Below are 21,977 nucleotides of genomic sequence, written 5' to 3'. Positions count from 1 at the left end.
TGGAGCTTTCGCCTGGGGTCGATACCGGCGGCGCCGTGGGACAATGAAGTACGTGCGTTTTCCCCCCGGCTGAAATGCCCGGGGGCCAACTCCGAACGACTGGGATGTTCAGCACGTGCGTTTCCTCAATGACCTGAAGCCGCCGTACGACCTGACGTACGACGACGTATTCATGGTGCCTAGCCGCTCGGCCGTGGGCTCCCGCCAGGGTGTCGACCTCTCCTCCCCCGACGGGACCGGGACCACCATCCCGCTGGTCGTCGCCAACATGACCGCGATCGCCGGCCGCCGGATGGCCGAGACCGTCGCCCGCCGCGGTGGTCTCGTCGTCATCCCGCAGGACATCCCGATCGAGGTCGTCACAGACGTCATCTCCTGGGTCAAGAGCCGCCACCACGTGCTCGACACCCCGATCGTCCTCGACCCGCACCAGACCGTCGCCGACGCGCTGTCGCTGCTGCCGAAGCGCGCGCACAACGCCGGTGTGGTCGTCGACGCCGACCAGCGTCCCATCGGTGTTGTCACCGACCAGGACCTGACCGGCGTGGACCGCTTCACGCAGCTCTCCGAGGTCATGTCCAAGGACCTGCTGCTCCTCGACGCGGACATCGACCCGCGCGAGGCGTTCAACACGCTGGACCACCACAACCGCCGCTACGCCCCCGCCGTGGACAAGGACGGCCGCCTCGCCGGCATCCTGACCCGCAAGGGCGCCCTGCGCGCGACCCTCTACAGCCCCGCCGTCGACGCCGACGGCAAGCTGCGCATCGCCGCCGCCGTCGGCATCAACGGCGACGTCGAGGGCAAGGCCAAGCAGCTCCTCGACGCGGGGGTCGACACGCTCGTCGTGGACACCGCGCACGGGCACCAGGAGTCGATGATCGCCGCGGTCAAGGCCGTCCGCGGCCTCGACCCGCAGGTGCCGATCGTCGCGGGCAACATCGTCGCCGCCGAGGGCGTGCGCGACCTGATCGAGGCCGGCGCGGACATCATCAAGGTCGGTGTGGGCCCCGGCGCCATGTGCACCACCCGCATGATGACCGGTGTGGGCCGGCCGCAGTTCTCCGCCGTCCTGGAGTGCGCCGCCGAGGCGAAGAAGTACGGCAAGCACGTGTGGGCCGACGGCGGTGTCCGCCACCCGCGCGACGTCGCCATGGCGCTCGCCGCCGGTGCGTCCAACGTGATGATCGGCTCCTGGTTCGCCGGGACGTACGAGTCCCCGGGCGACCTCCAGCAGGACGCCAACGGGCGTCTGTACAAGGAGTCCTTCGGGATGGCGTCCAAGCGCGCCGTCCGCAACCGCACGAGCGAGGAGTCCGCGTACGACCGGGCCCGCAAGGCGATCTTCGAGGAGGGCATCTCGCACTCGCGGATGTTCCTCGACCCGTCCCGGCCGGGCGTCGAGGACCTGATCGACTCGATCATCGCGGGCGTCCGCTCCTCCTGCACCTACGCCGGTGCCGGCTCGCTGGAGGAGTTCGCCGAGAAGGCGATCGTCGGCATCCAGAGCGCCGCGGGTTACGCCGAGGGCAAGCCGCTGCACTCCAGCTGGAGCTGACGCTCCGTAAGCCGCCCGGTCGCTTGCATGACGGCCGGTGCGGCCCCCGCGTCCCCACGCGTCAAGACGACGGGGCCGTTTGCGCCGTTGGCGTAAACGGCCCATCGTTTTTTCCCGGGGCTTGACCGGATTCGGATGCGTGCACTCGGGTGAAGCGGGTACCCGCGCCCTGCGACCGTAGGAGAACGATAGGGAGGGTGCAGTGTCCATGGCGACCACGATCTCGACGGGGACCGACGCTCCGACGACCCAGCTGCCGGACGTGCCGAACCCCGGCGAGGTGGCTCCGAGGGACGCGAAGGAACTTTCGAAGCAGTTCTTCGAACGGATGGCCGTGCTGGAGGAAGGCACGGAGGAATACCAGTACGTTCGCAACACGCTCATCGAGCTCAACCTGTCCCTGGTCAAGTACGCGGCCACGCGCTTCCGCAGCCGCTCCGACCAGATGGAGGACATCATCCAGGTCGGCACCATCGGCCTGATCAAGGCCATCGACCGCTTCGAGCTGAGCCGTGAGGTCGAGTTCACGACCTTCGCGATGCCGTGCGTGGTCGGTGAGATCAAGCGCTTCTTCCGGGACACCAGCTGGTCCGTGCACGTGCCGCGCCGGCTCCAGGAGCTCCGCATCGACCTGGCCCGCGCCACCGACGTGCTGTTCCAGCAGCTGGACCGCTCGCCGACGCCCGCCGAGCTCGCCGCCCACCTGGGCATCGAGGAGGACGAGGTCATCGAGGGCCTCGTCGCCGCCAACGGCTACTCGGCCGGCTCCCTCGACCTGCCCCTGGACGACGCGGGGGACGCCGCCGCGTCGGAGACCCTCGGCGACCGGCTGGGCGAGCCCGACAAGGAGCTGGAGATCGTCGAGAACGTGCAGGCGCTCAAGCCCCTCATCGAGGAGTTCGACGAGCGCGACCGCGAGATCCTGCGGATGCGGTACGTGGAGGAGATGACGCAGTCCCAGATCGGAGCGGAACTGGGTGTGTCGCAGATGCACGTGTCCCGGCTGCTGGCACGGATCACCGCGCGGCTGCGGGAGGGCCTGCTGGCGGTGGAGTGAATCCAGTGGGGTGAGTGGAGTCGCGGGAAGGCGCCGGGCCGTCACGGCCGGGGCCTTCCCGCGTTCCGGTCACGACCGCGCCCATACCGCGCGGACCGTCTTGCCGTACGGGCGGCGCCGGACCTCCACCCGGCCCGCCAGGCTCAGCACCATCGGCCACCCGAAGCCGCCACCGCCGGTGAAGTCCGGGGTGCGCACCTTCGGGGCGCGGGTGCTTCCGTCGTCCAGCTCCACGCACAGTTCGTCGGCCTCGGCGCGCAGGCGCAGGCGCCACCACCCTTGGGTGTGGCGCAGGGCGTTTGCCGTGAGCTCCGTCACGACGAGCTGCACGGCGTCCCGATCGACCCAGGGACAGTGCTCGGCCAGGAAACCGGCGGTCACGGAGCGGACCGAGGTGCTGTCGCCGGGCGGCGACTCCATGACATACATGGGCGGCTCCTCCTCGCGTCAGCTATTCGCCTACCCGGCCCCCGGGGGTTAACCACCCCGGTTGGTGTCGGCACGCCGCACGGTGAGGGCCACCGTGTCGTCCGGGTGCAGGATGACCGTGTGCATCTCCTCGGCGATGGCGGCCGGGATCTCCTCTATCGGCCGGTGCCGGTGGCGTCGCGCCGCCTTCGCCAGTCGCTGCTCGCCCTCGCGCGGGTCGCGGCGGCTCTCGGTGAGCCCGTCGGTGTAGAGCACCAGCAGGTCGCCGGGGTCCAGCCGGTCCCGCAGCAGCCGCTCGCTGCCCGGCAGCGGGAAGCCGATGCCCCGGCCGCGTACCTCCAGCAGCCGGGTGTCACCGTCGCCGCGGACGAGCAGGGCGGGCGGGTGGCTGCCGTTGGCCAGCACGAGCTCGCCGCTCCGCGGATCGAGCCGGACGAGCTGCACCGTGGCCATCAGCTCGTGGTCGAACGTGGCCAGGACCTCGTCCGTGCGGGCCACGATGGACTCCAAGGAGTGCCCCTCCAGCGCCAGCGTCCGTACCGCGTGCGTGACGTTGAGCGCGCTGCGCGTACTGGTCAGCCCGTGCCCCAGCGCGTCGACCACCGTGATGTGCACCGTGCCGTCCGGCAGGACGAACCAGTCGTACAGGTCGCCGCCCGTCGGGGCGTGCTTCTCCGCCGGTTCGTAGTGGACGGCCAGCTCCAGGCCGGGTACCCGCACCGGCGGCGGGCGCAGCGCGTCCTCCAGCTGGCGCAGTATCCGCCCGTGCGCCTGCCGCAGCTGCTCGTCGCGCTCCTCCAGCTGTACGTAGAGGGCCAGCACGCCGCTGTTCGTCTCGGCCAGCTCGTGCTTGAGCCGCTGGTGGTCCGCGGCGAGCGCGTCCATGCGTTCGACCGCCGCGCTCAGCTCCTCCTCCAGGAGCTCCACGAGCCCCGGCGGACCGTCGCCCGACGGCTCCGACGCCGAGGAGGCGGAGGAACCGGAGGAACCGCAGGAGGCGGAGGAAGCGGCGGGCACCCGCCACACGACCGCCGGCCCCGGCAGCCGCTCCGCCGGCAGCGGCAGCCCGTCCAGGGCCGGCCGGTGCGGCGCGTACGGCATGTGGAGCCGTACGGTCAGCCGGCCGTCGCGGTCGCCGTCGCCGTTTCCGGCGCCGTCGGTCTCGGCCGGGCACGGGGGCACCGTCTCCAGGAACACGGGCCGCCCGGCCTGCAGCTCGGGGGCCGCCACCCGGGTCGCCGACAGCGCGAGACGGTAGCGCGTCTCGACGGACAGACCGGCCCGGTGCGCGAGGCGGCGCAAGGTGGTGCGCAGCCCGGCGAGCGAGTGGTGCGTGGTGGTCTGCGGCTTCACGGGGCTTTCGCTCATGGGTCCCTCCGGACCGGGCCGAGGGTCAGGACGGTCGCGTCGTCGCGGCTGCGCCGGTGCGCGTGGACGAGCGCGGCGGCGAGCAGCGGGGCGGGCAGCGAGGTGAGGAACGGCGAGGGGGAGTCCGCCCAGCGGGCGTCGATGCCGTCGCTGTGCAGCAGCGAGACGGTGCCCGGCTCGGCGGGGATCCGCTGCACCCGGGGCTCCGGCATGTTCCAGCCGACGACGCCCGGCTGGCCGCCGAAGCGCTGCCGTACGCCGCCCGGCGTCAGCAGCAGCCCGCGCACATTGCCCACGGAGGACAGCTCCAGCACGTCCGCCGTCCGGCGCAGCACGGCCACCGCGGCGCCCCGGCTGTGCCGCAGCGCCCGGTGCATCGCCCTCATCAGTTGCGGCAGCGGCTGCCCCGGGTCGCGGTGGAAGGTGCGCAGGGCGAGCTCCGCCGCCTCGGAGGCGGCGGAGCCGTGGCCCAGGCCGTCGACGACCAGGGCCGTCTCGGCGCCGTCGGTCACGGCCACGCCCCAGGAGTCCCCGCAGGCGCTCTCGCCGTCGGCGGGGACGCGTACCGCCCCCACCGTCGGAGTCCCGTCCGCCGCCCAGCCGTCGTCGGCACCCGGTTCGCCGAGCCGGGCGCACACCAGCGTCCCGGTGCCCTCCTTCGTACGGAGGGTGAACTCGTCGGCGATCCTGCGGACGGCTCCGAGGCCCGAGCCGAGTGAGCCGCCGGTGCTGTAGCCGTCGGTCATGCAGCGCTCGGGGTCGGCCATGCCCGGGCCCCGGTCCACGGCGAGGATCTCCACGCCCCGGCGCAGCGGCAGCGGCTGGAGGTACAGCGACCCCTGTCGGCCGTGCCGGGACACATTGCTGGCCAGCTCGCTCGCCAGGACGGCCGCCCGGTCCGGCAGGGCGCCGGTGAGCCCCTGGTCGAGCGCCGTCCGGCGCGCGGCGGAGGCGGCGAGCTGGACGGCGCTGTAGTGGTCGACCGGGATGTGGGTGGTGACGGACATCAGCGGTCGTTCCAGCGGGTGACGACGACGGTGGTGCCCCGGCCCGGGGCGCTGTCCACCTGGAACTCGTGCATCAGCCGCCGCGCTCCGCCCAGGCCGTGACCGAGGCCCGTGCCCGTGGTGAAGCCGTCGGTGAGGGCCTTCTCGACGTCCGGGATGCCCGGGCCCTCGTCGCGGACGGTGAGCCGCAGGCCGCGCCGGCCGGACGTGGAGACGAGCCGGATCTCCAGAGTGCCGCCACCGCCGTGTACGCAGGCGTTGCGGGCGAGTTCGCTGGCCGCCGTGACGATCCTGGTCTGGTCGACGAGCCCGAAGCCGGCCGCGACCGTCGCGGCGCGTACGGCGTGACGAGCCGTCAGGAGGTCCTCCTCCGAGGCGACGGTGTAGCGGGCCGCACCGTCCGGGAGGTCCGCGGCGGCGGCTCCGGGGTCGCCCGCTCCGACCTCGGCGGGGTCGGCCTCACCGCTGCTCGCGCCACCGTCCCGGGCGTCACCGCCCCGGGGGTCACCGGGGCGGGGCGTGGGCCGGCCTCTGCCGACGGACTCGGTCACCGGGCCCCGCTGGGGTACCAGCTCGACACCCGGCGCCAGCCGTTCACCGTGGAACGTCACTCAGGACCTCCGCCGGGGGATGGGGGATGGGGCATGCGATGCCAGCCGAGGGCCGTGAGGCCCTGCTCCGCGTTGAGCGCGGTCTCGACACCGGTCAGCTGGAGCCCGAGCTCGACCAGGGTGATGGCGACCGCCGGCCGCATCCCCGCGACGATGACCCGCGCTCCCAGCAGACGGGCCATGGTGGCCAGCTCCATCAGCGTGCGTGCCACGAACGAGTCGATGATGTCCAGGCGGGAGATGTCGATCAGCACGCCGCGGGCGCCGTCGGAGGCGATCCGCTCGGTGAGCTCGTCGGTGAAGGCCAGCGCCGACTGATCGTCCAGCTCGTTGAGCAGCCCGGTGATCAGCACGTCGCCGAGCCGGAGGATGGGAACGCCCGTGGCGCGGCGCGTGGTCACGCGTTCACCGGCCGGGACGAGGCCGAAGCGGAGTCGACGTCGGGCTGGTCGGTGAGCCGGATGGCCGCCGCCAGCGCGTCCGCCAGGGTCGCCCGCGTCAGGATGGTCGACAGGTCGATCCCCAGCTGGGCGATCGTCTGCGCGATCGGCGGCCGGATCCCGCTGATCACGCAGTCGGCGCCCATCAGCCGTACGGCGTTGACGGTGTGCATTAGGTGCTGGGCGACGGCGGTGTCCACGGCCGGTACGCCGGTGATGTCGATGATGGCGACCTGCGCCTCGTTGTCCTGGATGGCCTGCAGCAGGCTCTCCATCACCACCTGCGTCCGCGCGGTGTCCAGCGTGCCGATCAGCGGTACGGCCAGCACGTGCCGCCACAGCCGTACGACGGGCGTCGAGACTTCGAGGAGCTGCCGGCTCTGCCGCTGGATGATCTCCTCGCGCCCCTCCACGTACGTCTCGAAGGAGAGCACACCGGCCGCGTCCAGCAGCCGGTTGATGAGGATCGCGGCGGAGAACAGGTCGGCAGAGTCGCGCGTGGTGTGCTGGACCGCGGAGAGCAGCGCCTCCTTGAGCGACAGCACGGCCAGCGAGGTGGCCGTCGGCGAGACGCCCGCCCGCGCGCGGCGCAGGGACAGCTCTATCACCGTCTGACGCAGCTCGTTGCGGGAGGTGACCAGCCGCTCCATGGGCGTATCGCCCGCCAGGCCGGCGGCCAGGGCGGAGATGAGCAGGTCCGCCTCTTCCCGTACCTCCTGCTCGCTCATGTCGGAGCCGAGCACCGAGGCCTGCTCCAGCTGGAGCCGGACCCACCGGTCCGCGATCTCCTCCTCGCGCTCCCGCAGAGCCTCGCACAGGCGGTCACGCGCGTTGGATTCGCTGATGTTCACAAGCACCTCTCCCAATCGGAAACGGGCGGACGGGTTTCCGGATGCAGGTGCCGGAAGGTCGATGTACGCGGCCCGCTTCTCATGTTCAACGGCCGTTGGATGGTAATGGCGTTCGCGAACCGGAGGAAAACGACCTCGTCGCGCGAGGCGGGAAGGGCGGTGACCGGCGCTCCGGTCACCGCCCTTCCCGCCCGCCTCAGCGCGCGGCCGTGGTCAGGGAGGGGGCGGTGGTCCGGCCGCCTCCCGCCTCCAGCGCTCGTCTCGCCACCCGCAGCGCGTCCTGCACGTCCCGGGTCCCCGTCGACACGCACAACGTGTAGGCGGTGTCCTCGCGTTGACGCGTGAGCGCCGGATCCGGGGCGGACGCCGCCGCGGTCAACTCCTCGTACCGCGCCACGAGCTTGCGCAGGACCGTCGGATGTGCCATCAGCACGACTGAACCTCCTCGGAGCGATGTCACCGACCGAAGGCGCCCCTACCCCGAGTTCGCGCGCTCATTCCGGTGAGTGCGGCGACTCGCCCCGACCCGTGTACGGGCGCAGCGCCCGCGCCACCGCCGCCGCGATCCGGGCGTGGCCGGTGTCGTCGGGGTGGAGCCCGTCCACCAGGTGCTCCGGCCCCAGTACGTCGCGGCCGGGGAGCAGCGACAGCCGCGCGTCCCCGGCGGCGACCAGGTCCCGTACGGCCTCCTCCATGGCCGTCCGCAGCTCGGACAGCGTCGCGCCCAGCGTGTTGGGCGTGGCCTCGGCGTCCGGGCGGAGCAGTGGCGAGACCACCAGCAGCGGCGTGTCCGGATGGCCGCGCCGTACGAGCGCGACGAAGGCCCGCACCGTCTCGTACAGCAGCGGCGCGGAGTACGGGGTGCCGGACCAGCAGTTCGTGCCGAACGCGAGGGTCAGCAGCTCGGCGGGGAGGGCCGCGAGCTGCTCGGCCACCGGCAGCTCGCCGCGCGCGGAGCCCGCGTAGCCGAGGTTCACCGCGTCCACGCCGAGCAGGCGCCCGGCGACGGCGGGCCACGCGTGCGCGGGGCGGGTCGACCACCAGCCCTCGGTGATCGAGTCGCCGTGCACCACCCAGCGCGGTCGCGGCGCGGCGGGCGCGATGCCGCCGCCGACCGCCCGCACTCCGAGGATCACGGGTCCGAGGGCCTCGGGCGGGTGGACGGTGAAGGGCCCGGGGTGGGCTCCGGGCAGCTCCAGGGTGATCACGGTCTCCTCGGCGCCGTCCTCCGGTTTCGTACACGTCTCGCCGAGGCACCGGTCGTCCTGCCAGAGCGCGAAGCAGTGGCCGAGCGCACCCAGCGCCTCTGCGCCGTCCCCGTGGTCGCGGCCGTCCGGCCCCGCCTCGCCGTCCCCGTGGTCGCGGCCGTCCGGCTCCTGTGCGCCGTCCCCGGGGTCGCCGCCGCCCTCCGGTACGGCCGTCCGGTAGCGGATCTCGACGGCGCGGGTGCCCGGCGACGCCGTGAACTCCAGGCGCACCCCGATGGGCAGCGCGGCCCGCTGGGCGGTGTCCCACGGCAGCCGGGGCAGCACGTCCGGCGCTGCGCGCACCGCGACGCGGCCGTCGTCCGCCTCGTCGAACCAGGCCGTACCGCGCAGAAACGGCGCCGGGTCCAGCCACCTCATACGGATCTCCTCGTGCCGGTGAAAAGTGCCTGCTCCCGGCCCCAATGTGTCGATTCGTGCGGCAGGGCGCAATGTTTCCCCGTCCGTGCCCCAAGTGCGCAATGATCATGCGTCGATGCGCAACAACGCTGCATTACAAGCGCGAAGCTCGGCGCTTAGGCTCGTGCCCCGTACCAGGAGTGGCGGCGACCGCCTGCTCGGCGGTCCCCTTCCCCCGCGGGTTGCGCGCTGCGCCCCGTGAGCCGCCGCGGAGTCGCCGTCGCCGACCCCCGCAGCGATGAAGGAGCCACCGCAGTGCTGGACCAAGGCGCAGCCCCTCCCGCCACCGAGCCATCCGCGCCCAAGGCGTCCGGGCTCTCCGCTCTCACCCGGCGCAAGCCGGTGGATGTGCTGGTCGCAGAGGGTGGGCAGGGTGAGGGCGGCAGCCTCCGCCGCTCGCTCTCCATGTGGCAGCTGACCATGATCAGCATCGGTGCCACGCTCGGCACCGGCATCTTCGTCGTCCTCGGCGAAGCCGTCCCGCTGGCCGGCCCCGCCGTCACCCTGGCCTTCGTCTTCGCCGGTCTCACGGCGCTCTTCTCGGCCCTCTCGTACGCCGAGCTGGCGGGCACCATCCCCGTCGCCGGCTCGTCGTACTCGTACGCGTACGCAACGATGGGCGAACTCGTCGCCTGGGTCTGCGGCTGGTGCCTGCTCCTGGAGTACGGCGTGTCCGTCGCCGCCGTGGCGGTCGGCTGGGGCGACTACCTCAACCAGCTCCTCGACGGCACGGTCGGCGTCACCCTGCCCGCGGCGCTCACCGCGCCCCCCGGCGAGGGCGGCATATTCAACCTGCCGGCCCTGATCGTCGTGATGCTGGCGATGGTGTTCCTGCTCGGCGGCGCCAAGGAGTCCGCCCGCGCCAACACCATCATGGTGGCCGTCAAGATCGCGGCGCTCGTCCTCTTCTGCGTCATCGGCTTCATGGGCTTCTCGTCCGGCAACTACTCCGACTTCATGCCGCTCGGCGTGAGCAGCGTCGGTGCCGCGGGCGCCATCCTCTTCTTCTCGTACATCGGCTTCGACGCCGCCTCCACCGCCGGTGAGGAGGCCAAGGACCCGAAGCGCGACCTGCCGCGGGCGATCATGCTCTCGCTGGTCATCGTCACCGCGCTGTACGTGCTCGTCGCGGCCGTCGCCGTGGGCGCCTGGGACTGGAAGAAGTTCGAGGGCTCCGAGGCCTCGCTCGCCGCGATCATGAACGACGTCACCGGTCAGAGCTTCTGGGGCACCCTGCTCGCCGCCGGCGCGGTCATCTCCATCGCCAGCGTCGTCCTGACCGTGCTCTACGGCCAGACCCGCATCCTCTTCGCGATGTCCCGCGACGGCCTGGTGCCGAAGGTCTTCGGCAAGGTCAGCCCCAAGACCGGCACCCCGCGCGTCAACACCGTGATCGTCTCGCTCTTCTGCGGCATCCTCGCCGCGGCGATCCCGCTCGGCGAGCTCGTCAACGCCACCAGCATCGGCACGCTGTTCGCCTTCGCGCTGGTCAACATCGCGGTCGTCGTGCTCCGCTTCACCAGGCCCGAGCTGTCGCGCACCTTCAAGGTGCCGTTCGGCCCGGTCTTCCCGGTGCTGGGCTTCCTCTTCTGCGGCTACAGCATGTACAGCCTCGACATGATCACCTGGGTCTACTTCGGTATCTGGATGGCCGTGGGTCTCGTGGTCTACTTCGTGTACGGCATGAGCCGCTCCAGACTGGCGACCGCAGAGAAGTGACCCACCCGTAGTGCGACTGAACGATCTCGACGAACGCATCGTCCACGCCCTGGCTGAGGACGCCCGCCGCTCCTACGCCGACATCGGCTCGCTCGTGGGCCTGTCCGCACCCGCCGTCAAGCGGCGCGTGGACAGGCTGCGGGCGGAGGGCGCCATCACCGGCTTCACGGTGCGGGTCGACCCGGCGGCGCTCGGCTGGGAGACCGAGGGCTTCATCGAGATCTACGCACGCGGCAACACCTCGCCCGAGACCATCCAGCGCGGTCTCGAGCGCTACCCGGAGATCGCGTCCGCGTCCACCGTCACCGGTGACGCGGACGCGATCGTCCAGGTCTTCGCCTCCGACATGCGTCACTTCGAGCGGGTGCTGGAGCGGATCGCGGGCGAGCCGTTCGTGGAGCGCACCAAGTCGGTCCTGGTCCTCTCCCCGCTGCTGCGCCGCTTCTCGTCCGGCTCGCCGGCGTAGCTCCCGTACGAAGCCTCCCTCCTCCTCCACCGCCGCGGTCGCCAGGGCAGCGCCGCGGCGTTCGTGCGTGCGCGGCCGGTCCTACGGGGGCCCGGGCGCGGCGGCGCGCAATGAATCTCCGCAGAGGGGGAGATCCACGCAATGGATCGATCGTCGGTCCGCAACGCTCACGCCTTGTCCGGGGAGAACGCCGGACCGTACCGTTTTGAAGGTCTTCTCGACGCTCTTTTCCTCCCCGTTCACGCACCCCGACAGAGGTCTGCCGATGCCGCCGCTGCGCACCGCCCTGCTCCAGAGCTCCGGACAGCCCGGTGACGTCGCCGCCAACCTCAAGGTCCTCGACGAGGCCGCCGCCCGTGCCGCCGCCACCGGCGCCGGCCTGCTGGTCGCCCCCGAGATGTTCCTCACCGGGTACGCGATCGGCGACGGCGTCGCCCGGCTGGCCGAGCCCGCCGACGGTGAGGGGGCCGACGCGATCGCCGACCTCGCCGTACGCCACGGCGTGGCCGTCGCCTACGGCTACCCGGAGCGCGACGGGGAGAAGGTGTACAACTCCGCGCAGCTGATCGGCCCGGACGGCACCCGGCTGCTGAGCTACCGCAAGACCCACCTCTACGGTGGCTTCGAGAGCGACTCGTTCACGCCCGGCGACCAGCCCGTCGTGCAGACCGAGCTCGGCGGCCTGCGCGTCGGCCTGATGATCTGCTACGACGTGGAGTTCCCCGAGAACGTCCGGGCGCACGCCCTGGCCGGCACCGACCTCCTCCTGGTGCCGACCGCGCTGATGCACCCGGCCGAGGTCGTCGCCGAGTCCGTCGTACCGGTGCGCGCCTTCGAGAACCAGCTGTACATCGCGTACGCCAACCGGATCGGTCAGGAGGGCGACTTCGAGTTCGTCGGCCTGTCCGCCCTCGCCGGCCCCGACGGCACCGCCCGCGCCCGCGCGGGCCGCGCCGAGGAACTGGTCACCGGCGACGCCGACCCGGAGCTGCTGCGGGCCTCGCGCGAGGCCAACCCGTACCTGCGCGACCGCCGCCCCGGCCTCTACACCTCGCTGATCTGAGCCCCCTGACTCGCCGATCTCAGGCCCCTGACCCGAGCCCCCGCTCGCCCCTCTTTCTTCACCCGTGCAAGGAGTCCGTACCCCATGACGTCCACGGTGCCCACCGCCGTCCAGCACACCGACGCGCAGCCGCCGATCACCATGTTCGGACCGGACTTCCCGTACGCGTACGACGACTTCCTGGCCCACCCGGCCGGGCTCGGCCAGATACCCGCGACCGAGCACGGCACCGAGGTCGCCGTCATCGGCGGCGGGCTCTCCGGCATCGTCGCCGCGTACGAGCTGATGAAGATGGGCCTCAAGCCGGTCGTCTACGAGGCCGACCAGATCGGCGGCCGCCTGCGCACCGTCGGCTTCGAGGGCACCGGCACCGAGGGCCTGACCGCCGAGATGGGCGCCATGCGCTTCCCGCCCTCCTCGACCGCGCTCCAGCACTACATCGACCTCGTGGGCCTGGAGACCCGGCCGTTCCCGAACCCGCTGGCCGAGGCCACCCCGTCGACCGTCGTCGACCTCAAGGGCGAGTCCCACTACGCGGAGACCATCGACGACCTGCCGCAGGTCTACCGCGACGTCGCCAAGGCGTGGAACGACTGCCTGGAGGAGGGCGCGGACTTCTCCGACATGAACCGCGCCATGCGCGAGCGCGACGTCCCGCGCATCCGCGAGATCTGGGCCAAGCTCGTCGAGAAGCTCGACAACCAGACCTTCTACGGCTTCCTGTGCGAGTCCGAGGCCTTCAAGTCCTTCCGGCACCGCGAGATCTTCGGCCAGGTCGGCTTCGGCACCGGCGGCTGGGACACCGACTTCCCCAACTCCATCCTGGAGATCCTCCGCGTCGTCTACACCGAGGCCGACGACCACCACCGCGGCATCGTCGGCGGCTCGCAGCAGCTGCCGCTGCGCCTGTGGGAGCGCGAGCCGGAGAAGATCGTCCACTGGGAGCAGGGCACCTCGCTGGCGAAGCTGCACGGCGGCGACCCCAAGCCCGCCGTGACCCGCCTGCACCGCACCGCCGGCAACCGCATCACCGTCACCGACGCGAACGGCGACATCCGCACCTACCAGGCGGCGATCTTCACCGCCCAGTCCTGGATGCTGCTGTCCAAGATCGCCTGTGACGACTCGCTCTTCCCCATCGACCACTGGACGGCGATGGAGCGCACCCACTACATGGAGTCGTCCAAGCTCTTCGTCCCGGTCGACCGCCCCTTCTGGCTGGACAAGGACGAGGAGACCGGCCGGGACGTCATGTCGATGACGCTCACCGACCGTATGACCCGCGGCACGTACCTGCTGGACGACGGCCCGGACAAGCCGGCCGTCATCTGCCTCTCGTACACCTGGTGCGACGACAGCCTCAAGTGGCTCCCGCTGTCCGCGCAGGAGCGCATGGAGGTCATGCTCAAGTCGCTCGGCGAGATCTACCCGAAGGTCGACATCCGCAAGCACATCATCGGCAACCCGGTGACCGTGTCCTGGGAGAACGAGCCCTACTTCATGGGCGCGTTCAAGGCCAACCTGCCCGGCCACTACCGCTACCAGCGCCGCCTGTTCACGCACTTCATGCAGGACCGGCTGCCCGAGGACAAGCGGGGCATCTTCCTCGCCGGTGACGACATCTCGTGGACGGCCGGCTGGGCCGAGGGCGCCGTGCAGACCGCGCTGAACGCCGTGTGGGGCGTCATGCACCACTTCGGCGGCGAGACCGACCCGTCCAACCCGGGCCCGGGCGACGTCTACGACGAGATCGCGCCGGTCGAGCTGCCGGAGGACTGAGCGCAGAGGGGACCCCTGGGGGAAGCCCCCAGGGGGGTCAGCAGCATCCGGCTCACCAGGCCCACGGAGCGGTCGAGGCGTTCGGTGAACTCCTCGGCCAGCTCCGGCAGGCCGGGGAACCGGTGCAGCTGCCAGAGGGAGCGGGCCGCGAGCCAGGCCGCGTCGCGGGCCCGCTCCAGGCTCCAGCAGCCGAGCAGATGCGTCAGCGGGTCCGCGACCTCCAGCAGGTCGGGGCCCGGCATCACCTCTTCGCGGATGCGCTCCTCCAACAGCGTGAGGATGTCGCCCACGCGATCGAACTCCCCCTCCAGGTCGGCCGGTTCGCAGCGGAGCGTACGGCAGGTGTCCACCACCGCCAGCGCCAGGTCGTGCCCGATGTGCGCGTTGATGCCGGCGAGCGCGAACTGCAGCGGCCGTACGCCGGGATGGCGGCGGTACTGGAACAGCGGCCGCCAGCACTCCGGCGGGCGCCCGCCCGCGGCGACCGTGTCCACCGCCGCGAGATAGCGCTCCGCGAAGCGGACGTCCAAGGTGACGGCGGCCCGCCGGTCCGCGAAGCAGCCCGCGTCGATGTGCTGGTCGATCTCCTCGGTGACCGCCAGATAGACCCGGTTGAAGACCGCCACCCCGTCGCTCTCCGGCCACAGCGAACGCAGCGCCCGCATCCGGGCCACCACGGGGTCGACGGAGCCGGCCGCCGACGTGAACTGCTGGGTCTGTGCCATGGGTGCAGGGTCGCAGTCGGTACGCTTCCGGCGGCGCCATCGAGCCGGGGCTTCCCCGAAACGGGGAAACCGCCGGCCGGGGGAAGGGCCTTGGGGGGCGCCTTCGTGGGAGGGGGATCTCACGGTGTCAGGCGTGCGCGCACCCTCGGCCACGGCGAAGCCCGGCACCAAGGAGCCGAAGGAGCCGGCCCCGCGGGCCCGCAACGGCGCACCGCCGCGCGGCGAGTGGTGCGACCCGTCCGGCCGCGCCCTGGGCCGTACGCCCACGACCACGACCGGCGAGGCCCGGATCGACGCCTACCTGTGGATCAAGCTGCCGGGGGGAGTCGGACGGCTGCTCGGGGTCGCCGGGGGAGTTCTCCGCCGACGGCGCCTACGACTTGGCGACCGGCTGAGCGTCGTCGCCCTCGTCGGTGTCGTACGCGGACGTGCCCGAGTCCAGCAGTGGCTCCTGCCCCTTGAGGTGGGCGGGCGCGAAGGCGCGCAGCACGTGGTAGCCGGTGATGACGACGATCGTGCCGAGCGCGATGCCGCCCAGCTCGAAGTTGTCGGTGATCTTCAGGTTGACGCCACCGACGCCGATGATGATGCCCGCGGCGGCCGGGACCAGGTTGAGCGGGCTGCGCAGGTCGACCTTGGCGTTGATCCAGATCTGCGCGCCCAGCAGGCCGATCATGCCGTACAGGATGACGGTGATCCCGCCCAGGACACCGCCGGGGATGGCGGCGACGACCGCGCCGAACTTGGGGCACAGGCCGAAGAGGAGCGCGAAGCCCGCGGCGGCCCAGTAGGCGGCGGTCGAGTAGACGCGGGTGGCGGCCATGACGCCGATGTTCTCGGAGTACGTGGTGTTCGGCGGGCCGCCCACGGCGGTGGACAGCACGGACGCGGCGCCGTCGGCGGCGATGGCGGTGCCCAGCTTGTCGTCGAGCGGGTCGCCGGTCATCTCGCCGACGGCCTTGACGTGCCCGGCGTTCTCCGCGACGAGCGCGATGACGACCGGGAGGGCGACGAGGATCGCGGACCACTCGAAGGCGGGGGCGTGGAAGGACGGCAGGCCGATCCAGTCGGCCTTGGCCACGCCGGACAGGTCCAGGCGCCAGTGGTCGACGGCCTCGGCACCGCCCAGCGGCGAGTGGATCTTCCCGAAGGCCAGGTCGAAGAGCCAGGAGACGGCGTAGCCGAAGATCAGGCCCAGGAAGATCGCCACGCGCGACCAGAAGCCGCGCAGGCAGACGACCGCGAGCCCGGTGAAGAGCATCACCAGCAGCGCGGTCCACTGGTCCTGCGGCCAGTACGTCGACGCGGTGACCGGTGCCAGGTTGAACCCGATCAGCATGACGACGGCACCGGTCACGACCGGCGGCATCGCCGCGTGGATGATCCGCGCCCCGAAGCGCCGTACCGCCAGCCCCACCAGGAACAGCACGGCGCCGACCACCAGCACCGCGCCGGTGACCGTGGCGCTGTCGCCGCCGGTGGCCCGGATGGTGGCGGCCACGCCGACGAAGGAGAGCGAGCAGCCCAGGTAGCTGGGGACCTTGCCCCGGGTGGCGAGCAGGAAGATGACCGTCGCCACGCCGGACATCATGATCGCGAGGTTCGGGTCGAGCCCCATCAGGACGGGCGCCACGAACGACGCGCCGAACATGGCCACCACGTGCTGTGCGCCGAGGCCGACCGTACGCGGCCAGGAGAGCCGCTCGTCGGGCCGGACGACGGCTCCGGGCGCGGGGGTCCGGCCGTCGCCGTGCAGGCTCCAGCGCACGCCGAGGTTCATGGGGGTGGCTCCACTTCTCCGGTTCGTTCTCCGGTTCGGCGGCCGCGGCCTCGCGGCCGGGTCCCGGCCGGGGAGCGGCCGAAAAAGACCGGTCGCCATGGTAGTGCGACTTTCCTACGAACCTGGACGGGCGTGCCTGTGCGGACTGCCTCGCTACCGCCGGGCCTCCGCGCCCGCGTCCGAGCGGGCCGCCGTCCGGTCGCCCGTGCGCAGCACGCCCGCGCCCAGGACCAGGCCGAACGCCAGCAGCGTGACCAGGCCGAACGACACCGTCAACGACGTCACGTCGGCCACACCGCCGATCGCCGAGGGGGCGATGAGACCCGAGGTGTACGTGATGGTGGCCACGCCCGCGATCGCCTGGCTCGGGTTCGGGCCGCTGCGCCCCGCCGCGGCGAAGGCCAGCGGTACGACGGCGGCGACGCCGAGCCCGATGAGCCCGAAGCCCGCGAGCGCCACCGCCGGGTGCGGCGCCAGCACCACCAGGGCGCCGCCGAGCGTCGCCGCGAGGCCCCCGACCCGTACCGTGCGCACCGCGCCGAACCGGTCCACGACCTTGTCGCCGACCAGCCGTGTCACCGCCATGGTCAGCGCGAACGCGGTCGTGGAGGCGGCCGCGAGGCCCGCCGACGTACCGAGCTGCTCCTTCAGGTAGACCGCCGACCAGTCCAGGCTGGCGCCCTCCGCGAACACACCGCAGAAGCCGACCAGGCCGATCACCAGCGCCGAGCGCGGCGGCAGCGCGAACCGCGGCGGCGGCTCCTCGTCCGGCGCGCTGCGCAGGTCCAGTACGCCCTGGCAGAACACCGCCCCGAGGACGGTGAGGACGATCGCCGCGGCGAGGTGGTGCAGCCGGGCGTCGCCGCCGAGGTGCGCGGCGAGTGTGCCGGTGGCCGAGCCGATCAGCGCGCCCGCGCTCCACATGCCGTGCAGGCTCGACATGATCGACTTGTCGAGGCGGTTCTCGACCTCGACGCCCAGCGCGTTCATGGCCACGTCGGACATGCCGGCGGTGGCGCCGTAGACGAACAGCGCGGCGCACAGGGCGTAGACGTTCGGCGCGAGGGAGGGCAGGGCGAGCGAGAGGGTCCACAGGGCCAGCAGGCCGCGCAGCGCGGCGCGGGCGCCGAAGCGGTGGCTGATCGCGCTGGCCAGCGGCATCACCAGCGAGGCGCCGATCGCCGGGAAGGCGAGCGCGAGGCCGAGCTGGCCGGCGCTGACCCCGGCGTGCTCCTGGATCCAGGGGATGCGGGTGGCGAAGCTGCCGGTGACGGCGCCGTGCACACAGAAGACGGCGGCCACGGCGTACCGTGCCCGCTTCAGCCGCTCCTTGCCGAACGCCACGTCCTGTGCCATCGGCCCCTCCGTCCATCCCGTCGCTTCCCCGGTCCCGTAAATTATCAGGAAGCCTGCCTGATAGTAAGCTGGTATGACGAGCCCTGAGAGGATGACGGCATGCCCGCATCGCCCAGCACCGCCCGGGCCATCAACGACCGGCTCGCGCTGCGACTCCTCCAGGAGGAGGGTCCGCTGACGGCGGGCCGGCTGAAGGAACTGACCGGGCTGTCCCGGCCCACCGTCGCCGACCTGGTGGAACGGCTCCAGGACGCCGGACTGATCCAGGTCGTCGGGGAGACCGGCGGCGACCGGCGCGGCCCGAACGCCCGGCTGTACGGGATCGTCGCCGACCGCGCCCACCTCGCCGCCCTCGACGTCCGCACCCGCAGCGTCTCCGTCGTCGTCACCGACCTGCTGGGCGCCCCGCTCGCCGAGGCGTCACTGCCCATGGAGGGCCTCGGCGACGAGCCGGCCGTCGAGCGCGCGGCGGCCCTCCTGGAGCGCACCACGCGGAAGGCCGGCGCCGCGCGGCTGCACACCATCGGCATCGGGGCGCCCGGACTCGTCGACCCGGCCACCGGCGAACTGCGGGACTCGGCCCAACTGCCCGCCTGGCACCGGCGGCTCGTCCCCGTCCTGCAGAAGCGCCTGCCCGGCGTGGCCGTCCACGTCGAGAACGAGACCAATGTCGCCGCCGTCGCCGAACAGCGCGAAGGCGCCGCGCGCGACCGCGACACCTTCGTCCTGCTGTGGCTCGGGCACGGCGTCGGCGCGGCCGTCGTCCTGGAGGGCAGGCTGCGGCGCGGCGCGTCCGGCGGCGCCGGCGAGATCGGCTTCCTGCCGGTGCCGGGCACGGGCGGGCTGCCGTCGGCGACCGGCTGCGACGGCGGCTTCCACGCGCTGGCGGGCTCCGCGGCGATCCACGCGCTCGCGAGCCGGTACGCCATCGAGGCCGACGACACCGCCGGGGGCCAGGAACCGCCGGGCGCGGCGGCGGTCCGCACGGCACTCGCGCAGACCGGTTCGCCGGCCGCGGGCGCCTTCCTGGACGCGCTCGCCGAACGCATCGCCCTCGGCGCGGCCGCCGTCAGCGCCGTACTGGACCCCGGCTGCGTCGTTCTGGGCGGCGAGATCGGCCTCGCGGGCGGCCCCGCCCTCGCCGCCCGCGTCGAGACCCGGCTGGCCGCCCTCTCGCCGCTGCGCACCGAGGTCCGCGCGAGCGCCCTCGGCGGAGCGGCGGTCCTGCGCGGTGCGCTGCTGACCGTCCGCGACCGGGCGCAGGACGAACTGTTCGGCGCCCCGCGCTGAGGACTTCCGCGCGGTGCGCCGGCCAACGCCAAGAGGCCCGGCGGCGGCAAGGGCCGTTCATCCGCCGCCGGGCTCCGTCCCGCTACCGGGTCAGCAGGCGCCGAGGTCCTGCCAGACACCCCACTCGCCGGTGGTGCCGGGCTCCTCGCCCTTTGTCCACCACTTCGCCTTCCAGGTGCGGGACGCATGGGACACCGTGGTGCCGGAGCCGTACGCGGTGGCCGCGCTCCACGCGGGCGCGGTGCACGCACCCGGCGTCGGCGTCGGCGTGGGGGTCGGGTTCGTCGGGTCGGGCGACGGACCGGTGCCCGAGCCCGGCTCGACCACCGTCGTGCCCCGCGCCAGGTCCCCGGCCAGCGCGTACGTCGTGCCGCCGATGTTCACGGTCCAGTTCCACGGCGTCGACACCGGCAGGTAGTAGTTGAAGGACAGCTCCACCGACGCACCCGGCGCCAGCGTCTGCCACGCCGGCAGCTTCAGCGACACGCGGTGGAAGTCACCCTTGAGCCCGCCCACATTGGACCCGGTGTGATCGCTGCTGATCACCTTCGTACCGAAGCCGGACTGGTCCGAGGCGTTGCCCGGGGCCGAGGTGGAGTAGTCGAACTGGAACTCCGTACCGCCCGGCAGCGTCGTCTTCGTGTGGTTGGTGATCTTCACCTTCGGCGTGATCGGGTAGTTGGAGTCACCGAGCTTGAACTCGCCGAACTCCACACCGATGTTGACGGCCTTGGTGGGCAGCGCCTTGTTCGCGACCTTCGCGCCGTACGGCGTGGCCGCCTTGAACTTGTCGTACATCAGCGAGGTCAGCGTGGAGCCGGGCTCGTACTGCCCCTTGGCCGCGTTCCAGCCGTAGTCGCCGGCCAGCTCCCACACCATCGTGCCGCCGATGCCCTTGTCCACGACGTAGTCCGCCTTGCGCGCGACCGACTGCTCGTCCTCGGTCGACAGGAAGACCCTCTTCTCGGCGTTCCACAGCCACGGCGCGACCAGCGTCGAGTCGTACTTGCGCGCGTACGTGCCGGTCAGACGGGTGTCGGCGGGGAAGCCGTAGCTCTTCAGGTAGTCGCCCAGAACCCCCTTCTCCAGGTTCTTGGCGTGCCACATGGGGTTGGAGCCGGCCGGCGACTCCTTGCCGTTGTCGTCCTTGTCGTGCCACAGGTTGTCGATGCCGACCGCGCCGTCACCGCACTTGGTCAGGCCGGACCCGGCCGGGCAGGTGGTCGCGGCCGCCTTGCCCCACAGTCCGTCCGTGCCGCCCTGCACGTTCTTGTGGCCGCGGGTGTAGTACGGCAGGCCGATGTTGATGCGCCCGGCCGGCATCGAGCCGCGGAAGTAGTGGTACGCCCAGTCGGTGTTGAGGTAGCCGATGCCGCCGTACTGCTGGCTGCCGTAGACGTTCGCCGCCGCCAGCTCGGCGTCCTTGCCGTCGTCGAAGAGCGAGGCGTTCGGGCCGACGTACTCGTTCCAGGCGCCGTGCAGGTCGTAGGACATGATGTTGACGTAGTCCAGGTACTTCTGGACCTGGAAGGTCTCCATCCCGCGCAGCAGGTAGCCCGAGGAGGGCGCCGCGACGGTCAGCAGGTAGTGCTTGCCGTCGGCCGCGCCCGCCTTGTCCAGCTTCTCGCGCAGGGTCTTCATCAGGGCCGCGTAGCCCTTGACCAGACCCGCCCGGCGGGCGTTGGAGACGGAGTAGTCCAGCGGGTTGCCCGCGTCCTTCATCGACGTCGGGTACTCGTAGTCGATGTCGACGCCGTTGAAGCCGTACTTCTTGATGAAGGCGACCGCCGAGTCGGCGAAGGTGTCGATGCCCGCCTGGTTCACCGAGCCGTCGGCGTTGGTGGCCATCGTGTAGAAGCCGCCGGAGTTGACGCGCTTGCCGCTGTCGTCGAAGTACCCGCCGGTCTCGGCCCAGCCGCCCACCGAGATCAGCGTCTTGACGTCCGGGTGCTGCTTCTTGAATTTGTTCAGCAGGTTGAAATGCCCCTTGTACGTGTACGAGGGGTCCATCTCCGCGCCCGCGACGCCCGGCCAGGTCATGCCGGTGGCGGCGTTGTTCGGGCCGTCCGTGCCGACCGACAGCTTGTTGGCGGAGTCGATGTGACCGAAGGCGTAATTGATGTGGGTGACCTTGTCCCACGGGATGTTCGAGGCGAGGTAGGCGGGCGTGCCGTCCTTGCCGGTGCGCCAGCCGGTGAAGTAGCCGATGACGCGGCGCTGGTGGTCGGCGCCCATCTTCTCGCGGCCCTCGGTGTCGTAGACCGAGCAGTAGGGGACGTCGACGCCGGAGGTCTTGTACAGGCCGTCGGGGCGACAGCTCTCGTGGTCGGTGGCGGCGTGGGAGACGCCACCGGTCAGCGAGCCGAGCAGCAGCCCGGCGGCGGCGACGCCGGATGCGAGCAGCGTGGCTCGTCTGTGTGTGGGGGACAGCACGGTCGGTTCCTCCTGTGGAGGTTCAGGGCACACAACTGGCAAGGGGATGGGTCGTGTTCGGCCCTGGTGTGCGCACACCGGCGGGTGACGCAGAGATTAAAAGGACTAGACCAACGGGTCAATAGGTCTGGACCACCGATCGATGGCCGGCGGGCCGCCGACCGGTCTGTGAGTCAGGACACACCATCCGCCCGCGTGGCCGACGATCGTCCGTGGCACACTTGCCCTGTATCAGCAGCAGCGCACTCCGGGGTCGGTGTAATTCCGAACCGGCGGTTACAGTCCGCGACCCGGCCGCATCCAGTGGCCGGTTGACCAGGTGAAATTCCTGGACCGACGGTGAAAGTCCGGATGGGAGGCAGTGCGCGGCGGGCGACCCCT

General features: G+C 71.9%; 19 protein-coding genes, 1 pseudogene and 1 riboswitch. Of the genes and pseudogenes, 8 read left to right on the top strand and 12 right to left on the bottom strand.

Features of this window, described 5'->3' with window-relative positions; genetic code table 11:
• The first annotated feature begins 115 nt into the window (after positions 1 to 115).
• On the top strand, positions 116 to 1,558 hold the full coding sequence (locus ACIRNI_RS17260) for a GuaB1 family IMP dehydrogenase-related protein (RefSeq protein WP_403552249.1): 1,443 nt from the start codon (positions 116 to 118) through the stop codon (positions 1,556 to 1,558).
• A 208-nt stretch (positions 1,559 to 1,766) separates the two neighbouring features.
• Positions 1,767 to 2,615 (top strand): RNA polymerase sigma factor SigF, encoded by an 849-nt coding sequence (locus ACIRNI_RS17255; protein ID WP_403552248.1) that lies wholly within the window; start codon positions 1,767 to 1,769, stop codon positions 2,613 to 2,615.
• Positions 2,616 to 2,684: 69 nt separating this feature from the next.
• Here the strand turns inward: ACIRNI_RS17255 and ACIRNI_RS17250 are convergent, their stop codons facing one another.
• From ACIRNI_RS17250 to ACIRNI_RS17215, 8 genes are all read right to left on the bottom strand, one after another.
• A complete protein-coding gene (locus tag ACIRNI_RS17250; RefSeq protein WP_403552247.1) occupies positions 2,685 to 3,044 on the bottom strand; it encodes an ATP-binding protein in 360 nt (119 codons plus the stop codon).
• Between the two features lie 48 nt (positions 3,045 to 3,092).
• Positions 3,093 to 4,412, bottom strand: coding sequence for a PP2C family protein-serine/threonine phosphatase (locus ACIRNI_RS17245; RefSeq protein ID WP_403552246.1), 1,320 nt, complete (start codon positions 4,410 to 4,412; stop codon positions 3,093 to 3,095).
• Entirely contained in the window at positions 4,409 to 5,419 is a 1,011-nt protein-coding gene (locus tag ACIRNI_RS17240; RefSeq protein WP_403552245.1) for an ATP-binding protein, read from the bottom strand. Before ACIRNI_RS17240 ends, ACIRNI_RS17245 begins: the two co-directional genes overlap by 4 nt.
• Positions 5,419 to 6,030 (bottom strand): ATP-binding protein, encoded by a 612-nt coding sequence (locus ACIRNI_RS17235; protein ID WP_403552244.1) that lies wholly within the window; start codon positions 6,028 to 6,030, stop codon positions 5,419 to 5,421. The genes ACIRNI_RS17240 and ACIRNI_RS17235 overlap by 1 nt, the downstream gene beginning before the upstream one ends.
• Positions 6,027 to 6,431 (bottom strand): STAS domain-containing protein, encoded by a 405-nt coding sequence (locus tag ACIRNI_RS17230; RefSeq protein ID WP_403552243.1) that lies wholly within the window; start codon positions 6,429 to 6,431, stop codon positions 6,027 to 6,029. The genes ACIRNI_RS17235 and ACIRNI_RS17230 overlap by 4 nt, the downstream gene beginning before the upstream one ends.
• Positions 6,428 to 7,321: an STAS domain-containing protein gene (locus ACIRNI_RS17225; protein WP_403552242.1), complete on the bottom strand. Its 894-nt coding sequence runs from the start codon at positions 7,319 to 7,321 to the stop codon at positions 6,428 to 6,430. Before ACIRNI_RS17225 ends, ACIRNI_RS17230 begins: the two co-directional genes overlap by 4 nt.
• Positions 7,322 to 7,517: 196 nt before the next feature.
• The gene (locus ACIRNI_RS17220) at positions 7,518 to 7,748 is read right to left on the bottom strand and encodes a DUF5133 domain-containing protein (RefSeq protein WP_403552241.1); all 231 of its coding nucleotides are present in this window, start codon (positions 7,746 to 7,748) and stop codon (positions 7,518 to 7,520) included.
• Between the two features lie 67 nt (positions 7,749 to 7,815).
• Positions 7,816 to 8,946: an SGNH/GDSL hydrolase family protein gene (locus ACIRNI_RS17215; protein WP_403552240.1), complete on the bottom strand. Its 1,131-nt coding sequence runs from the start codon at positions 8,944 to 8,946 to the stop codon at positions 7,816 to 7,818.
• Between the two features lie 294 nt (positions 8,947 to 9,240).
• Here ACIRNI_RS17215 and ACIRNI_RS17210 point away from each other — a divergent pair, with 294 nt between their 5' ends.
• From ACIRNI_RS17210 to ACIRNI_RS17195, 4 genes are all read left to right on the top strand, one after another.
• On the top strand, positions 9,241 to 10,704 hold the full coding sequence (locus ACIRNI_RS17210) for an amino acid permease (RefSeq protein WP_403552239.1): 1,464 nt from the start codon (positions 9,241 to 9,243) through the stop codon (positions 10,702 to 10,704).
• Positions 10,705 to 10,714: 10 nt separating this feature from the next.
• The gene (locus tag ACIRNI_RS17205; RefSeq protein ID WP_031078195.1) at positions 10,715 to 11,170 is read left to right on the top strand and encodes an Lrp/AsnC family transcriptional regulator; all 456 of its coding nucleotides are present in this window, start codon (positions 10,715 to 10,717) and stop codon (positions 11,168 to 11,170) included.
• A gap of 265 nt (positions 11,171 to 11,435) precedes the next feature.
• On the top strand, positions 11,436 to 12,233 hold the full coding sequence (locus tag ACIRNI_RS17200) for a carbon-nitrogen hydrolase family protein (RefSeq protein WP_403552238.1): 798 nt from the start codon (positions 11,436 to 11,438) through the stop codon (positions 12,231 to 12,233).
• A gap of 84 nt (positions 12,234 to 12,317) precedes the next feature.
• Complete coding sequence (locus ACIRNI_RS17195) at positions 12,318 to 14,012, top strand: NAD(P)/FAD-dependent oxidoreductase (protein ID WP_355367259.1); 1,695 nt, start codon at positions 12,318 to 12,320, stop codon at positions 14,010 to 14,012.
• Here ACIRNI_RS17195 and ACIRNI_RS17190 read toward each other — a convergent pair.
• The gene (locus ACIRNI_RS17190) at positions 13,973 to 14,737 is read right to left on the bottom strand and encodes a DUF5995 family protein (protein WP_403552237.1); all 765 of its coding nucleotides are present in this window, start codon (positions 14,735 to 14,737) and stop codon (positions 13,973 to 13,975) included. The genes ACIRNI_RS17195 and ACIRNI_RS17190 overlap by 40 nt on opposite strands.
• Before the next feature lie 193 nt (positions 14,738 to 14,930).
• Between ACIRNI_RS17190 and ACIRNI_RS17185 the strand changes: the two are divergent.
• Positions 14,931 to 15,132 (top strand): annotated as a pseudogene (locus tag ACIRNI_RS17185) (glycoside hydrolase family 6 protein); the annotation flags it as partial.
• Here ACIRNI_RS17185 and ACIRNI_RS17180 read toward each other — a convergent pair.
• A complete protein-coding gene (locus tag ACIRNI_RS17180; protein ID WP_403552236.1) occupies positions 15,111 to 16,517 on the bottom strand; it encodes a uracil-xanthine permease family protein in 1,407 nt (468 codons plus the stop codon). The pseudogene ACIRNI_RS17185 and the gene ACIRNI_RS17180 overlap by 22 nt on opposite strands.
• Positions 16,518 to 16,670: 153 nt before the next feature.
• Complete coding sequence (locus ACIRNI_RS17175) at positions 16,671 to 17,873, bottom strand: MFS transporter (protein ID WP_403552235.1); 1,203 nt, start codon at positions 17,871 to 17,873, stop codon at positions 16,671 to 16,673.
• Positions 17,874 to 17,972: 99 nt separating this feature from the next.
• Between ACIRNI_RS17175 and ACIRNI_RS17170 the strand changes: the two genes are divergently transcribed.
• A complete protein-coding gene (locus ACIRNI_RS17170; protein ID WP_403552234.1) occupies positions 17,973 to 19,163 on the top strand; it encodes an ROK family transcriptional regulator in 1,191 nt (396 codons plus the stop codon).
• Between the two features lie 90 nt (positions 19,164 to 19,253).
• On the opposite strand, the gene ACIRNI_RS17165 is transcribed toward ACIRNI_RS17170, so the two are convergent.
• The gene (locus ACIRNI_RS17165; RefSeq protein WP_403552233.1) at positions 19,254 to 21,596 is read right to left on the bottom strand and encodes a chitinase C-terminal domain-containing protein; all 2,343 of its coding nucleotides are present in this window, start codon (positions 21,594 to 21,596) and stop codon (positions 19,254 to 19,256) included.
• 238 nt (positions 21,597 to 21,834) lie between these two features.
• Positions 21,835 to 21,965: riboswitch (FMN riboswitch) on the top strand.
• Positions 21,966 to 21,977 lie beyond the last annotated feature (12 nt).

Origin of the sequence: Streptomyces sp. NPDC093546 (assembly GCF_044765045.1) — a bacterium.
In the GTDB taxonomy this organism is placed as follows: domain Bacteria; phylum Actinomycetota; class Actinomycetes; order Streptomycetales; family Streptomycetaceae; genus Streptomyces.
Note: the sequence above shows the minus strand (reverse complement) of the source record. Positions and strands in the feature narration are given on the sequence as shown.